This is a genomic window from Puniceicoccus vermicola (genome assembly GCF_014230055.1).
In the GTDB taxonomy this organism is placed as follows: domain Bacteria; phylum Verrucomicrobiota; class Verrucomicrobiia; order Opitutales; family Puniceicoccaceae; genus Puniceicoccus; species Puniceicoccus vermicola.
In genome coordinates, this window is the sequence record NZ_JACHVA010000076.1 from 73,049 (window position 1) to 87,583 (window position 14,535).

Here is a 14,535-nt window from a genome sequence, read left to right on the forward strand (position 1 = left end):
TCTCCCTACTTTGTTTGGTAGCGGGGTAGTGCTTTGCGGTGGATGAGAGAAGGTAGCGAGAGCATCCTGCTCTCGATTTGCGTAGGGTGAGAGAGCTGGAAGCTCTCACTACTTTTGTTTGGTAGCGGGGTAGTGCTTTGCGGTGGGGGAGAGAAAGTAGCGAGAGCATCCTGCTCTCGATTTGCGTTTCGTGAGAGAGCATGAAAGGTCCCACAGCTTTGGCTTATTCCCCATAGAGGGCTGTCCGCCAGCACTGGTTGCCTGTGCTCAGCTCTTCGGCTTGCGGAGGCCGCTGAGGGGCGTGATTTCGGGCTTCGGCTCGACCTCGGGGGTTGGGAGACCGGGATTTTGGATCTGAGTTTCGGCGGAGTCGACTTCTTCTGGTGGCGGGGACTCTACGGGTTTTGGTGGTTTCGTCGCAGAAGGCTCAGCCGGTGTTGGAGAGGAGGGACTTTGGGAATCGGAGATTGGCTTGTTTTGGAGGTTCCACTGACAAATGACCTCGTAGATCTCCTTTTCATTTCCACCTTTGCGGGGGTCGGCGTAATCCAAGAGACTGAAAAGGACGATGGGGCCACCCAACATGGAGGCGTTTTTCAGCTGGTTTTTGACCCGCGAGGCGAGGGCGGGTGAGGCTTGGAAGGGTTCGTCGGGTTTCGAGGTGGTCTCAAACAACTCCACGACGACGCCCAGTTGAGTTGGGTTGCCGGTGAACTGGCGTGAAAGGGTCTGGAAGTAGGGTTCGATCAGAGAAGAGCTCAAAGGGAATACTCCGATTCCGTCCTGGATCCAAAGTCGACTGACCACGGTGTTGGTCATGAGACGGTAGAGGTTGGTCGCGTAGGTTGAGGGGGCAGTGCGTTTCCGGAAAAAGGAGGAAATGGATACAGGTCGATCCTCATCCCTTTCCTGAATGATGCGTCCGGCTCGGAGAAGAAACTGGTGAAACACTGCTTCATCGGCGGGTTCCCGCCAATTGATGTCGTCGATTTCCTCGGAAAGATAGTAGCCGGTCCAGTTGGAGTTGTCTCCAAAAAGTTCAAGGAGCGCTTCCTGGACCCGGAGGTCATGAGTATTGCGTACGCGGAAGTAGACATCGCGGACGTCGTTGCGGGTGGAGATGTTCGTCCAGTAGTCGGGGTCCGAGGACAATCCGAGAACGACCTGAAGGTTTCGTCCTTCCAAGGCTTCGAAGAGGTGGTTGAGAACAGGATAGGTTTCCGTGTATTGCTCGGGGGCGGGCTCGAAGTAAGCGATTTCCTCGGAGGCGGTCCATTGGATGATGATTGTCTCTAAGCCGGCGTATTCGATGATGTCGAAGAGTTGGTTCCAGTCCTCTGTCTCCAGTTTCGACCACTCCCGAGAGAGCTGGATGAAGGTGCCGATAACCGGACTATTTCGGGGGGCAGCGGTGGGTGTGGGGTAGGATTCGTCGTCCTCGACCAAAGTGACTGCCTTCGCAGGATTCTCTTGAACCATTTTTGCGGCTTCGGGTTTGCGCCGTTGTTCCTGTTCGAGCAGCTCGTCAAAGAGAGAGTTTTGTTCTTCGGTGAAGGAGGCCGGCCGGGTCCAAGGGAATTCGCTTGGCGGTTCAGACCAAAGAGAGGGGAGACAGGCTAAGGCGCACGAGAGGAGGAAAATTATCTGTTTCGCTTTCATCGGTAGAATCGAATTCCTGCGGCCCAGCCATCGAAGCGGTCGCCAGTGGGTTGGGCGTCCGCATTCAGGAAGCGGCCCCAGTCGTAGTGAAGATAAAAGTCGACGTACCAGTCGTTCGTCTGGTCATCATTTTGGTCCTGCGTATAGCGAAGGTTGGCTCCGAATCCTCCATAGTAGTAGGAGCTGCGATCCGTGTATCCGTCGACGAGGTAGCGGGCGGCTCCCTGAACCTGTGGGAAGGTGAGACTGATGTTGTTCTTCAGTTTCCAGGAGATTCCGATGCGGTCTTCCGTGTAGAGCGATAGTTCTTGATCCTGCCATTCCCGGTCGAAAAGCCAGGCGGCTTCTCCGTAGAGGGCGACGGTGGGCCACCAGATTTCGCTCTCTCGGGGGTAGTCGCCGTAGGTGTAAGAGGCGCGGTTGCGCCAGAGCCATCCGTCTCGGGATTGGTCTCCAATTTTGAAAAGATACTCCAAGGATGTGACGTAGTTGAGGGTTTTGAATGGCTTCCACTCCGCTCCAAGTCCTCCTTGCCAGGTGTCTTCATTGGGGCGGATTGAGTTGTCGTCGAATTGGCCAATCACCCGAAGGAAGACGTCGAAGGTCCGATAGTCACGAAAGCCGATGACTGGCGGGCGATAGGAGATCTGAGCTCCGAGCTCGGCGGGGAGGGCAGAATCGCGGGTGACAAAGACGTCGTTCCCGTCCGGGATAAACTCGTTGTAGTTGGCAAACGCTTGAAAGCCCCAGGTTCGCTCAATGTCGGCGATGAGGGTCTTGTAGTTGATAATCGACTGCTCGATATCGCCCTGCTCTTTATCTTCTGCGGAGGGGAGGGTCTCACTTTTGAGGAAGATCGTTTCTTTGGCCGTCTTGACGGCTTCGGAATTTTCGACTGCTTTGACGAGAACGAAGGTGAGGGTTTCCCAAGAGCGAAGGTCGTAGGGATTGCGTTGGACGGCTTGGGTAAAGGCCTCGGTGGCGAGGTCCCATTCCTTGCGTTTTTCCTGAAGGTATCCGTATTCGACCAGCGCTTCGGGGGATGGGTCGGGGACCAGACGGAAATACTCCTCAAACGAATCGTTGGCATCGTCGTAATCCTCAAGATAATACTGAGCCAGGGCTTTGGTTCGGTAGATTCCGGTGCCAGTGTAAACGTCCTGAAAGCGGTCCGCTATTTTGAGCACATCGCGGTATTTTTTCTCGGCGAGAAGGCTGTTGGCGGCAAGGTCGATCGCTTCGTTGAGGATCCGGGTGTTCTCGGGGCTGGGGGGGAGCTTCTCAACTTCCTGTTCGAGGATTCGTGCCTCTTTGAGGGCGAGTTCACTCTGGCCGAGCATGAAGAGGGAGCGCACTCGAACAATCTTCCAATCGACACGAGATGGATCTCTGGCCAGGGCCTTGTTGATGGAGTCGAGAGCGTCTTCAAAGTTGTCTTGCTTCTCGGCCATGTAAGAGCGATTCGCCCAGTAATCGGCTTCCCGGTTCTCGGGGAGGCCGGACTTGTCCGCGGCCATGGTAATGTAGTGGTAGGCGAGACCTTCGTATCCATTGCGCAGGAACTGAAACGAGAGAAGGGTGAGAAAGGAGGCTTGGTCTGAATCGAAAAAGTTACCTACGGCTGCGAGGGTAGCTTCGGGGTTTCCTCCTTGGATGAGGGTTTGCGAGTAAAGTTTCTTCCAGTTTTCGTCTTTCTCGCCATCGATGGCCGCGGAGTCGAGCCACTGACGGGCGGCTTCCATATTACCCTCAGCGATGTTGAGGTAGGCGAGTTGGAGGGCTGCCCGATACCGGTCGTCTCGAACTTTCGAGTCGGTAGCGATCTTGGTGAACCACTTTTTAGCCTCAGCATTTCGATCCAGCTTCAGGAGGGTATAGGCGAGATAGAACTCAGCTTGACCGCGTTCATCCGGTTTCGCCAACTCAACGGCGCGGGTTAGGACTTCGATGGACTCATCCCGGTCTCCGGTCTTCCAAAGCGCGGAGGCGTATTGAAGATTGCTCGCGTAGGAACGCTCAAGTTGGGCCCAAATGCGTGAACTTTCGAGGGCCACTTCTAGATTCTGAGTGGCGAGAGCGTCGAAATACAGGCTCTTGGCGGCATATTGACGATCATCCTTTGGCGTATTGGGAAGGGCGAGGACGTAGGTCCAAGCTTTCGCGGCGGTCTCTCGGTTTCCAAGACTATTCTCAAGGTTTCCAATGTAGATGATCAGGGGGGTGTAGCGCGGGTTTTGCTCAAGAAGCGGGTAGGCGAGATCGAGCCCTTCCTGGTATTCTCCGGCTTCGGCTAGAACCGTCAGCAATCGTCCCTTGAGGGCGTTGTTGTTGGGGTCATTCTCAATTGCCTCGCGAAGAATCGCTTCCGCTTTTTCCCAATCCTCCGAGGCGACGGCGGGTTCGAGCTCTACGGTGAGTTGCTGGTTCTCGAAATTGATCTCCTGGCGCTCGAGCCATGAATATTCATAGTCGCTGGGAGGGAGCTGAATCCCCCATGCCTGTCGGCAGGCGACCCATAGCGTGAGTAGCGTCGTGGCGAGGAACTTTCCTGAAAGGCTCTTATGCATTCTGAGTCTGGTAGCTGATCACCTCATCGATCTCGGATTGGGAGGTCTTTCCCATTCCAATGAGGATATGCCCGAGTTTTTCTCGGGAGCGTTTTTGAATGCGCAGAGCTTCGACGAGCTCGTCGCGGGTGAGCTTGCCCATTTGCACCAGCCGTTCCCCGAGGCGACCTTTGATCGGAGAGAATTGAGCGGGAGCCTCTTTGTAAGCGCGATCAATTGCAAAATCGATGTCGCGGGCCGAGGCCCAAGCCATGCGAATGGCGCAGCCGAAGCGTTCACCGAGTTCGCGCTCACGCCGGTCCCGGTTGTTTTCGGATTCCTCGTCTCCAACATCAATGATATCGGTCGCGAGGACGAAAACATTATTCTGGAAGGAAACAGGAAAGATCCTCATCTCGCGGGCTAGCTCTTCGGGGATCTTTGTGAGGAGGTCCGGGGCGACAGCATAGGGATCGAGTTCAACGAAGGCGTTCCCATTTTGGACGGCGAGGGCTTCCACAAGTTCTTCTTCCCAGAGGAGTTCTTTTTCAACGAGAATTTCGCCGAGCTTGCGTCCTGTCTCTTCCTGAAGCTTGAGGCACTCGGCGAGCTGGATCTCAGTTACCAAGCCTCGCTCGGTGAGAATTTCCCCGATCCTACGGTGGTAGGATTTGAGTTGCCCTTGGCTGGGGAAGGCGTGGTCCGTCTTGATCCAAGCCGGGGTTTCGCCGCGGATCTTGGCCCGTGTGAATTGCCGGACCGCAATCCATGCTGCCCGGAAGTTGACAAAATTACCGACGAGCATCCGGATGGGAGAGAGGAGCCCCTGAAAGAGGTTGTAAAAGCGGGTGGTGCAGAGGAAACGATTGAGGAGCCGCCAAGCGAAGAGTCCCATAACGACATAGAGCATCTTCACGACCCAGTCCCCTTCGGTCAGGATCAGGGGGAGTTGGAGTGCTGGGAAAACGAGACCAAGGAGATAGAATAGGCCGAGGAAGACAGCCACGCAGTAGCCGAGGATGACGGCAAAGCTGTTGACGATTCCTTTGCGATCCCGCATGAGCCAGTAGTTCAGGAGAGGGTGGATGCTCCAGCCGACACGCCAGCCTTGCAGGGCGATGCCGAGTGTCCATCGGGATTTTTGTCTCGAGGAGGTGTTGAAGGTATGGGGGAAGTACTCTTTGGTCGCGATGAGTTCCTTGACCTTCTTTGTCTTTTCCCGGCGGAGAATGAGTGACTTGGTCTTCTTCTCGACCTCAATGTATTGCTGAAGGAAGATTTTTTTTCCTCTCATTCCCCGTAAGGAGAGGCCCATGATGTAGTCTTCGGTCAGAGAGGTGACGTCAAAGATCTGATTGCGTCTTTGCTTGGCGAGGTACTCGATTGCTGCGCGCGAAAGGGCAGTCCCAACTCCCGCAGAGGGGAGAACCCCGGTCATGAATTCCCGCATCCGCATGTCTTTGAGGTGGCTCTCGGCAAACTCATCCATGTAGACCCCGCCCACTAGCTGATACCATTTGCGCGAGAGGGGGACCACCGGTGTCTGAATGAAATCCATTCGCGGCATCAAGTAGTTATAGAACTTAACCGAGTCTGGGTGGACCATGTCCTCTGCATCATGCATGAGGAAAATGTCGAACTTGATACCAGTTCGTTCTTCGTAGAGGAGAATGCCCTGATAGACCCAGTTTAGGCAGTCGGATTTACAAGTTGGACCCGGAGCGGGAGTCACCACGACTTCGGTGTTGGGAATATAGCAGCGAGCGCGCTCGGCCTCGCGGAAGGTATCCGGATCATTGGGGTAAGTCCCGACGAAGAGAACCCAGTTGTCGTATTTTACGGATTTACGAAAGTTGAGGATCATGTCCGCAATGACTGCGGATTCCTGCCAAGCGGGAACCATGATCGCTACCGGCTTTTCCGGGATCGATTCGAGCTGCTCCCGAGTCACGGGCTTGACCATGTTCCGTTTGAACAAAAACCGATACGCCCCCCGCACGTAGTAAACGAGGTCGACGAAGAAGTCGTCCAAGCCGCTCACAAGGAAGATTATGATCAGTCCGATCATGATCACCCGGCAAATGAGCCAGATGATGAATAGAATGGTTTCGAGCACGTTCCTGAGAAAATTGAAGAAAGAGAAATGTGATATTTTTAAAGAAAATTTACAATACGCAATCTCTAAGCGCTCATGGAAGAGAAATATCTGCCCCGGCTCAATGGGTAGATCCCTTAGGTAAATGACTCTTTGCTAGGCTCTTGGAAGGTTTTGGGAGCCTAGGGGTGGTTTATTTTGGGGATCTTCATCTTAGCTGAGCGAGGTTGTAAAAATGAAGCATTAAGGTTTCGAAAAGCCTAGGACTAGTAGACGGACCGAGTCTATTTTGTGGTAGGATTCCCCCATATTTGGGTGATTTGACGGGATCGAAGGGAAAGAAACTTCTATCGAAGTTTCTCTACGGGAGTGGAGGAACTGAACACCCAAAGCAGACCTGCCTAGCCCAGATCCGCCTCGAGGCGCTCGCGGATGCGCTCGGCGGCTTGGCCGTCGCCGTAGGGATTCTGAAGGCCGCTTCGGCGGGTATATTCGTCGGAGTCGCCGAGGAGGAGGCCAGCCTCGGTGAGGATTCGGTCTGGATCAGTGCCAACGAGGCGGCAGGTGCCAGCGTCGACGCCTTCGGGACGCTCGGTGGTCTCGCGCATGACGAGGACAGGTTTGCCGAGACTGGGGGCTTCCTCCTGGACTCCTCCGGAATCGCTGAGGAGGAAGTGACATTGGCTCATGAGCCAGATGAAATCATAGTATCCACAGGGCTTGGCAAGGCAGATTCGGGGATGCTTGCCGAGCAGGCGATTCACGGGTTCCTGAACGCTGGGGTTCAGGTGAACGGGGTATAGGATCCCGAGGTCGGGCCACTGTTCGGCGAGGGCAAGTATGGCTTCACAAATTTTCTCGAATCCTCCGCCGAAGGATTCCCGACGGTGCCCGGTTACCAAAATCCAGGGCTTGTCACCTTCGAGGTAGGATTTCTTGAAGGATTCGGAGATGCCGCACTTCTGGGCGATTTCGTCCGCATTGGTTCCCTGGCCTTCTTGAACCGTGCGGATCCAGAGGAGGGCGTCGATGACAGTGTTGCCCGTGACTGCGCACCGGCTGGCGTCGATGGACTCCTTGAGAAGATTGGCCTGGGAGAACTCGGTAGGTGCGAAGCACCACTGGGAGATCGGGTCGACTAGGCGGCGGTTCATTTCTTCGGGCCACGGGGCGTCAAAGTCGTAGGTGCGGAGCCCTGCTTCGACGTGGCCGATGGGGACACGTTCGTAAAAAGCCGCGAGGGCCGTGCCGAGAACAGTCGTCGTGTCGCCTTGGACGAGAACTGCGGCTGGCTTGACCTCCTGAAGAGCGCGGGTTGCTCCCTCAACGACAGCAGCGGTGAGACTGGGGAGGGTCTGTCCCGGTCGCATCAGATCGAGATCCAGGTCGGGAGTAATGCCAAAAACACCGAGAGTCTGGTCCATCATCTGGCGATGCTGGGCCGTGGAGCAGAAAACGGGCTCAAGGATCGACGACCTTGAAAGCGCGAACTGCACGGGAGCCATTTTTACCGCTTCCGGGCGAGTGCCGGCAACGACGAGAACTTTCGGTTTACTCATGAAATGTCAAAAATATGAAAAAATAATCATATGCGAGGCCATAAACCGATTCTTCCCGAAAAGATCGTTTTTGCGGCTCGATCTGTTCGGATTGCGGAGGATTGGCTCCGTCAATAGCGCGTTGACGATGGGGGTGGGTCGTCTGAAAAGGGCGGAAGAATTAGAGGGATTCGGGAGGGCGCCCTTTTTCTTCGCTGAATCTTTTGCAAGCGCTGGAGTAGGTCAGGAGGAAGAGGCCAAAGAAGATGAGGTCGATCCCGAGAAAAATGCCCAGGATGACCGGGGAGGACTCGGGCCATCCTGAGAGGACGAGTGCACCGAGGATGATCGTCACGATCGCGTTGAAGATGGAGACTCCGGCGCTGCCTTTTCCGCTGAGTTGAAAGCTGTAGATGAGCCTGACGATTCCGCTTGCGAGGAAAAAGATACCGAGGAGAGCAGTCAGGGTGATGATGCCCTTCAGTGGATTGGTGAGGAAAAGAATACCGACGGCGGTGGTCAGAATCCCCGTAAGGAGAGCCAAGAACCAGTGGCGCGAACCGATGGAACCGACAGCGGCGAAGACCTGCGTTAATCCAGCGACCAGAAGGAGGCTACCGATGAAAATTTCAATGCCCAAGGTGAAGACCCCAGGGATGGCCATGGCGGCGATTCCGATGAGGATGCAAACAATTCCTGCAATTTTGGCCGACTTCGCGTGGCGCTGAAGAATCTCGGGCGAGACGTTCAAAAAAGGAGAGGGCACAGGATTTTGGCTCATGGATGGATCAATCGGTGGTGTTGAATTCGTTGAAGACTGAATAGTCTCAGCGAAGACTCACGGGAAGTGCAATCCCGAAGGTGGACGGTGTGTCGGTGTGTCGGTGGACGGTGTGTCGGTGTGTCGGTGGACGGTGTGTCGGTGTGTCGGTGGACGGTGTGTCGGTGGACGGTGTGTCAGTAGTCGGTGGTCGGTGAGGCAGGGATATGGGAGGGTGATCTCGCTCACGCCATTCGATCAGGAGAGTCCTAAGCTTGATCCGAGAAGAACGCCCAGGCCTGCAAGGAGACCGACTACCGCGCCGAAGATGATGTGGCCGACCAGGTGTATGACGCCGATGATCAGGGAAACGGAGCGGAATTCAGCGAGGGGGTGCTTTTCAGCCATGGAGATCATGAGGGCGTAGGCCATCGCGAGCCCGTGAAGAAATCCGAGGCCGACTCCGATGAAAAAGATCTGGGGCAGATCCAGGATTCCGATTGAGGAAAAAATCAGCCCATAGATGAGGCCAAACAGAAGGCCAGACCCCAAGTGAATAAGGAAGCCAAACCGCGCGGAGTTTTCCTTCTGGCCCGTGAAGAATGAGCCGAGGGCGAGGACCATATCGACTTCGTCGCCTCCTCCGAGGCGGCTTATGCCTCGCATCGAGGCGCTCATGACGAGGGCTGCGAGACCTCCAGAGAGAATTGAGATGAGAAGAAAGAAGAAAATCATAATGGGGTCTGTTTGAGAGAATAAGCCGAACTTTAGCTTCGCTTCAAGATTCTATCTCAGGAGCAGGATGGTGGAGTCGAAACTACCGGTGCGGGAAGTATTGGAACGAAACGATCTTATTATCCTCGGCGTTCCGGGAGCGCAGCGCTTCAGGCTGCGGGCGTAAACGAAAGAACGCATTGAGAGCGCGGGCTGAAGCACTGGAATGACACTAGTTTAAGCGGTTTTACAAAGCTTGGTTGCAAATAATAGGACTCGGCTTGAACCCCTCCACCCCCGACGATGTCGGGGGTCCCCCTCCCCTGCAAGCAGGGGAGGAGTCGAAATCAATCCATATAACTCCCCTCCTATTCGTAGCATATCCTTACAAACAAATTCCTAGACTAACGTTCTTCTGTAAAATCTCCGAGGTGCTCTGGAAGAGTGCGGCTAAAATGGAGCGCGGAATTCATTCCGCCCCGTCAGATTGGTTGCGCATGAAAAGTTTTCCTCAGAATCTAAGGCGAAAGGCCTGAGTGGTATGCGGGGCGGAATGAATTCCGCGCTCCGATGTTCTTGCGTTTTCGAGACCGTCCAGAGCCATAGGCTTGTGTGTAAGGATATGCTATTCGTAGGAGGGGGGGGCGGCGACAGCTGGTGGGGAGGTTACGCAGTTCGGGTTAGTCCTTAATCTAGTGTCATTCGGCTGAAGCTCCGCGCTCCCCCAAAACCTCTCCGTGGTTTTTCACAAAATGCCTGCACCCGAGAATTGGAGTCAATCTCGGGTCGAAAACGGACCTCGGAACAGAAGAAGTTGATTCCTTTCGGAAAACGAACCTATTATTTGGGCCTATTGTGAAAGAAGCCGGTCCAGAATCAGTTAAGCCCCGTGTCGCCGTGATCGATTACGGCATGGGAAACCTTCGAAGCGTTGCCAATGCTTTTGAAAAAGTAGGGGGCGATGTCTCGATTGTGGACCGTCCGGCAGGCGACGACTGGGAGGCGGTCGTTCTCCCCGGTGTCGGAGCTCTTGGAGATTGCGTGAGCAGTTTGCGGCAGGCGGGTTTCGACCGCTGGATCGCGGATTGGATCGCGGCCGACCGCCCGTTTATGGGGATTTGCCTCGGATTGCAGGCGCTTTTTGACCATTCGGAAGAGGGAGATGTCGAGGGGCTGGGGATTTTCGCCGGCAAAGTCATGCGCTTCCAGATCGACCGATCCCTTAAAGTGCCGCACATGGGGTGGAATTCGGTTTCGTTTCAGCAGGGGGCTGATGATCCGTATCGGGAGAAACTTCAGGATGGCGATCAGTTCTATTTTGACCACACCTACCATGTCGTTCCGGACGATTCGGGCCTCGCTTGGTGCTCGACGGACTACGGAGGTTCGTTTGTCAGTGCGATTCGGCACGGAAATTGCCTCGCTACCCAGTTCCATCCTGAGAAAAGTCAGGCTAAAGGATTGCAAATATACATGAATTTCTTGAACCATGCCGCTTGCGGAACTCGATCCGCTGAATAACTCTCACTAACTGTGCCCAAATCCAAAATGGAAGAAAACGTTACTCTCAAAATCGGAGACAAATCTTATGAATGCCCCGTCATCACCGGGACAGAAAATGAGAAGGCCTTCGATATCCGCAAGATCCGCGCCGAATCCGGCTATATCTCGTATGACGAGAGCTACGGGAATACGGGATCGTGTCAGAGTGAGATTACTTTCATCAATGGGGAGAAGGGGATCCTCCGTTACCGCGGATACCCGATCGAGGACCTCGCCGAGCACTCCTCCTTCCTCGAAAGCACTTATTTGATTATTTACGGAGAGCTGCCAACTCAAAGTCAGCTCGATGCCTTCCGTAATAAGGTGCGCGACAGTGCCGAAGTTCACGTGGGGATGGAGCACCACTTTGATGGATTTCCCACTGGTTCCCATCCGATGGCCATTCTCTCGGCCATGTTAAACTCCCTCGGTTGCTACTATCCGGAGATGTCCACCAATAACCGGCAGCAGGATTTGGAGAGCTTTGACGATGCCGTGGCCGTCCTCCTTTCCAAGGTTCGCACCTTGGCCGCGATGTCCTACCGGATGCAGGTCGGGAAACACTTCATCTACCCGAAGCACAAGTTGCGGTATTCTGAGAACTTCCTGCACATGATGTTCTCCGATCCGTATCAAGACTACGACGATTCTTCGGGTCTTGCCCATGCTCTGGACCTTTTCTTCCTCCTTCACGCTGATCACGAGCAAAACTGCAGCACCTCGACCGTGCGGATGGTTGCTAGTGGTGGTGCGAACCTTTTCGCTTCGGTTTCGGCGGGAGTCTGTGCTCTGTGGGGGCCGTTGCACGGTGGCGCCAATCAGGCCGTCATCCGGATGCTTCAGGAAATTCACGACTCGGGAGACGATGGACGCCGCTTCATCGAGTCAGCCAAGTCCGGCGACGCCAAGCTCATGGGCTTCGGTCACCGGGTTTATAAGAATTATGATCCCCGCGCCCGGATTCTTGGGAAAGCAGCGGAGAAAGTTCTTTCGGCCATTGGTTACGAAGACGATCCGCTCCTCAATATTGCCCGCAATCTTGAGCAGGCTGCGCTGGAGGACGATTATTTTGTTGAGCGCAAGCTCTACCCGAACGTCGACTTCTACAGCGGTTTGATTCTCAAGGCCGCAGGCATTCCGCCGGAATTCTTTACGGTTATGTTTGCCATCGGCCGTATGCCAGGATGGCTCGCCAATTGGCACGAAGTGGCTTCAGACGAGAAAGCCCGTATCCACCGTCCCCGTCAGGTCTACCAAGGCCCGGGAGTTCGCGACTACGTTCCGATCGAAAACCGATAGAAGGACTAAAGTTCCCTCCGCTTCTAGGAAGGCGATGGCCTTTCTGGGAGAGTTCGGATGAATGTCGAGGACCCTGAAGCCTTTTTCGGGAGACGAATGGTCGCGGGTGTAGCTTCAAGAGTGGGGGGATTTTTGGAACGAAACGATCCCAGTTTCTTTGGGCTTCCGGGAACGCAGCGCTTTCGCCTGCGTGCGTGAGCAATTGAAGGTGCCGAAAACGGGTCCTGAAGCACCGTACTCGTCTAAACCTCTGAGTGGTTTTCTCGCACGATGGCTGCAATTGCCCAGTGAACTCCCCGGGCTTCTGTTTGCACTCGATGATCGCTGGGAGTGAATTGAACATTTTCTTTTTTCGGGCGAGATGCACACTGGAGGTCGCTCAATATGGCAAAACGAAAATCTAAAAAGCGGAAAGGGCATTTAGCCCGTCCTCCGAAGCGTAAGAAGAAAGACGTATTCCAGCCCCGGCCGGTGACACTTACCCCTGAGGACGAGGCATTTCTGGAGGGGGAGATGCCCTCATCCCCTCCGAAGACCAAGCCGGCTAGGAATGCGAAGAAGGAAAGGATTCACCCCTCTCTGGATGCGGTCGCCCGGTTCCCGCAATTCAATGTCTATTGTCGCAAAGTCAGGGAAACCGTTTCTGACGAGCTCACTACTTTCGCGGTCGAGGACGTGCCGACCGCCAAGCATCGTGCTTGGCTGCGCCGGTATCTGAAGATGGAAGCGAAGGGAGAACTCGATCAGTGGAGAAAGGAACTCCTCGACCGCATTGGGTTCAACTGGAGCGACGGACTAAAGCGAATTAGCCTAAACGAGAAGCCGGACGAAAAAGAGATAGCGGCTTGGGAAGAGGAATTCGAGCGCTTGCGCGTGAAAATTCACGGCGCGCCGATGCCGCTGGCCGCTCTGATGCGGGTCGAGGAAGATTTGTTCCAATGGACCGTGGACCAACTGGCGTTGTCTCGACCCTATTGGAAAAAAACTTTGATCGATACGAAGTTCAAAGAACTGTTTTCGGGCCTAGCGTCCTCGATGAGTCCGTTGGCTTTGAAGCGTTGGCGGAGTTCATGGATCAATTTTCAGGATGTCTACCCAGATGGGTCGGGCCTTGAGAAAAAGGAAGACATTGAGGATTCACGGAAGGGGCAGGCTGACCGCTGGGCGGATCGACAGCGTACGCTGAAGAAAAGTGGCAAACTGGCGGATTGGCAGAAGTCCTTGCTCGATGAAATTGGTTTCCATTGGGGGCAAGTGGATGCCGTCGTTCGGATGCATGCCCGCTGGTACGCAAATCTTGATCGCCTTCTGGAGTTGGAGTCCATTCACGGAAAGCCAATCTCGAATAAGCTCGCGAAATCGGAGGGCCTGAATTCTTGGATTTCCCGGATGCGGAAGCATTATTCGGATGGCGAGTTGCCGCCGGAAATTATCGAAAACTTCGAGGCGAAGGGATTCGAATTTGACGGTGAAACGGCTCTTCGCAACCGGATGGATCGGGACTGGGAGAAACACTACAAGAGGCTCCAAGGATTCCGGGAAGAGTTCGGACACGTGAGAGTTCCGGCCTCTTTTGTGGAGGACCCGGATCTCGGTGTTTGGCTGACTCACCAGCGCGAGAGGATGAGGAATGGCAAAATCCAACCGGAGAAACGGAAAGCGCTGGAGGATTTAGGAGTCGCCTCAGCCCCACGCGGCCGGGCGTCGGTCCAAATTTCGCCGTGGCGAAAAATGCTGCGTCGTCTTCAGAAAATTGCCTCATCTCGTCCGGACGGAAAATTACCGCCGGATCTGGAGCTGGATCCGAAGATTCGGACCTGGATGAAACGGCAGAGGAATTATTTCCGGGAAGGTGAGCTGGATTCGTGGCAGATCTATTCTCTGCGAGAAATCGGATTCGACCCCGGTTTTGTGCCGGAAATTCCACCTCACGTTCAAGAAAACCAGCGTCGCTGGGAGGCGAATCTCGAGAAGTTACGATCATTCATTGCGGAGTATGGCCACGCCAGTGTTCCCAAGAGAGAACCATTCATGAAACTCTATGTCTTCATCGAGCGTACCCGGAAACGTTGGCGCCGTGGCGAGTTCGATGAAGAGCATGTGGAGCAACTGCGTAAAGCCGGCTTTGTGTTTGATCCATCCAGAGTGCCGACATCTTCCTGGATGGATATGTACGCCAAGCTTCGTGCCTACTACGACGAGAAAGGAGACTCCGCCGTCCCCCGGAAGTATCCGGCTGACCAAGGGTTGGCCGAATATGTTGCCCAACAGAAACAACGCGGACGCACCGGCTTACTGACTATCGAACACATTCGCTTGCTCGATGAGCTTGATTTTCCATGGTCGCGCGGGCGCCCAACCCCGCGGGACGCATAGTTCTGG

9 protein-coding genes are annotated in these 14,535 nt (G+C 54.8%); 3 read left to right on the forward strand and 6 right to left on the reverse strand.

What is annotated here, in order from left to right; all coding sequences use genetic code 11:
• Positions 1-267 precede the first annotated feature (267 nt).
• The 6 genes from H5P30_RS08610 to H5P30_RS08635 form a co-directional block, all read right to left on the reverse strand.
• A complete protein-coding gene (locus H5P30_RS08610) occupies positions 268-1,659 on the reverse strand; it encodes a DUF4434 domain-containing protein (protein ID WP_185692543.1) in 1,392 nt (463 codons plus the stop codon).
• Positions 1,656-4,226 carry a tetratricopeptide repeat protein gene (locus tag H5P30_RS08615; protein WP_185692544.1) on the reverse strand — a complete coding sequence of 857 codons (2,571 nt, stop codon included), beginning with the start codon at positions 4,224-4,226 and terminating at the stop codon, positions 1,656-1,658. The genes H5P30_RS08610 and H5P30_RS08615 overlap by 4 nt, the downstream gene beginning before the upstream one ends.
• Complete coding sequence (locus H5P30_RS08620; protein ID WP_185692545.1) at positions 4,219-6,321, reverse strand: glycosyl transferase family protein; 2,103 nt, start codon at positions 6,319-6,321, stop codon at positions 4,219-4,221. Before H5P30_RS08620 ends, H5P30_RS08615 begins: the two co-directional genes overlap by 8 nt.
• Positions 6,322-6,701: 380 nt before the next feature.
• Positions 6,702-7,859 (reverse strand): non-hydrolyzing UDP-N-acetylglucosamine 2-epimerase, encoded by a 1,158-nt coding sequence (gene wecB / locus H5P30_RS08625; protein WP_185692546.1) that lies wholly within the window; start codon positions 7,857-7,859, stop codon positions 6,702-6,704.
• A 160-nt stretch (positions 7,860-8,019) separates the two neighbouring features.
• Positions 8,020-8,619 (reverse strand): HdeD family acid-resistance protein, encoded by a 600-nt coding sequence (locus H5P30_RS08630; protein ID WP_185692547.1) that lies wholly within the window; start codon positions 8,617-8,619, stop codon positions 8,020-8,022.
• Positions 8,620-8,856: 237 nt separating this feature from the next.
• The gene (locus H5P30_RS08635) at positions 8,857-9,333 is read right to left on the reverse strand and encodes a hypothetical protein (protein ID WP_185692548.1); all 477 of its coding nucleotides are present in this window, start codon (positions 9,331-9,333) and stop codon (positions 8,857-8,859) included.
• Between the two features lie 834 nt (positions 9,334-10,167).
• Here H5P30_RS08635 and hisH point away from each other — a divergent pair.
• The 3 genes from hisH (at position 10,168) to H5P30_RS08650 (ending at position 14,529) form a co-directional block, all read left to right on the forward strand.
• Positions 10,168-10,833: an imidazole glycerol phosphate synthase subunit HisH gene (hisH, locus tag H5P30_RS08640; RefSeq protein ID WP_343075438.1), complete on the forward strand. Its 666-nt coding sequence runs from the start codon at positions 10,168-10,170 to the stop codon at positions 10,831-10,833.
• 12 nt (positions 10,834-10,845) lie between these two features.
• Positions 10,846-12,153, forward strand: a complete 1,308-nt coding sequence (locus H5P30_RS08645; protein WP_343075439.1) for a citrate synthase — start codon at positions 10,846-10,848, stop codon at positions 12,151-12,153.
• Between the two features lie 384 nt (positions 12,154-12,537).
• Positions 12,538-14,529 carry a helicase associated domain-containing protein gene (locus H5P30_RS08650; protein ID WP_185692549.1) on the forward strand — a complete coding sequence of 664 codons (1,992 nt, stop codon included), beginning with the start codon at positions 12,538-12,540 and terminating at the stop codon, positions 14,527-14,529.
• Positions 14,530-14,535 lie beyond the last annotated feature (6 nt).

Bases quoted from the DNA above. Each gene is read 5' to 3' on its own strand.
- wecB (WP_185692546.1), bottom strand. From the start codon at position 7,859: ATGAGTAAACCGAAAGTTCTCGTCGTTGCCGGCACTCGCCCGGAAGCG.
- H5P30_RS08615 (WP_185692544.1), bottom strand. From the start codon at position 4,226: ATGCATAAGAGCCTTTCAGGAAAGTTCCTCGCCACGACGCTACTCACG.
- H5P30_RS08650 (WP_185692549.1), top strand. From the start codon at position 12,538: ATGGCAAAACGAAAATCTAAAAAGCGGAAAGGGCATTTAGCCCGTCCT.
- H5P30_RS08635 (WP_185692548.1), bottom strand. From the start codon at position 9,333: ATGATTTTCTTCTTTCTTCTCATCTCAATTCTCTCTGGAGGTCTCGCA.
- H5P30_RS08610 (WP_185692543.1), bottom strand. From the start codon at position 1,659: ATGAAAGCGAAACAGATAATTTTCCTCCTCTCGTGCGCCTTAGCCTGT.
- H5P30_RS08630 (WP_185692547.1), bottom strand. From the start codon at position 8,619: ATGAGCCAAAATCCTGTGCCCTCTCCTTTTTTGAACGTCTCGCCCGAG.